1 protein-coding gene is annotated in these 931 nt (G+C 48.9%); it reads right to left on the reverse strand.

Going from position 1 to position 931, the window contains the following annotated elements:
• A partial coding sequence (locus KIV40_RS32930; RefSeq protein ID WP_285353579.1) for an Rne/Rng family ribonuclease occupies positions 1-925 on the reverse strand: 925 nt, incomplete at its 3' end.
• Positions 926-931 lie beyond the last annotated feature (6 nt).

Raw genomic sequence — 931 nt, forward strand, 5'->3', positions numbered from 1 at the left:
GACGCAGCTGACGAGCAATCGCCTGTGTCGCTTCAACGTTGGTGTTAAAGATGGTCTCTTCAAGGTTGCGACGCCCAACAAACGCACCTGTGTTGATATCCACCGTGGTCATTGCTTCGGTCTGATCGATAATCAGGTAGCCACCGGATTTAAGTTCAACCTTACGATCAAGCGAACGCTGAATCTCGTTTTCGGTGACATACATATCGAAGATAGGCTTATCGCCTTCGTACAGCTCAAGCTTGTTGGTCAGCTCTGGCACATATTCGGACGTGAACTCTTTAAGGTTTTCAAACTCTTGGCGTGAATCGACCTGAATCTTGCTCAACTCTGTTCCAACAAAGTCACGCAGGATACGCTGGCTAAGGCACAACTCACCGTACAGACGTGTGCGCGCTTTGTGTTTACCACGGCGCTCAAGCACTTTGAGCCAGAGACGCTTTAGGAACGCCGCATCTTGCTCAAGTTCATGGGCATCGGCACCTTCAGCGGCTGTACGAATAATAAAACCGCCATGCTCATCGCAGTAGCGAGAAACCACCTTTTTAAGACGATTACGTTCTGACTCGCTATCGATACGTTGAGAAACGCCGACGTGGCTAGCACCTGGCATAAACACAAGGTAACGAGAAGGCAACGTGATATCCGTGGTTAGGCGGGCGCCTTTTGTGCCGAGTGGATCTTTAACCACTTGCACGACAATGTCTTGTCCTTGACGAACAAGCTCTGAAATATCACGCACTTGAAACTGCTTTTTCTCATTCTCTGCCACACACTCAGTATGGGGAACGATGTCTGAAGCGTGCAAAAACGCTGCTTTTTCTAGACCGATATCGACAAATGCTGCCTGCATACCTGGTAGAACGCTGCTGACACGTCCTTTGTAGATATTGAAAGAGATGCTCGTCGAGGCATTGTAGGCAATATCTAC

The organism is Vibrio sp. D173a, from assembly GCF_030248475.1.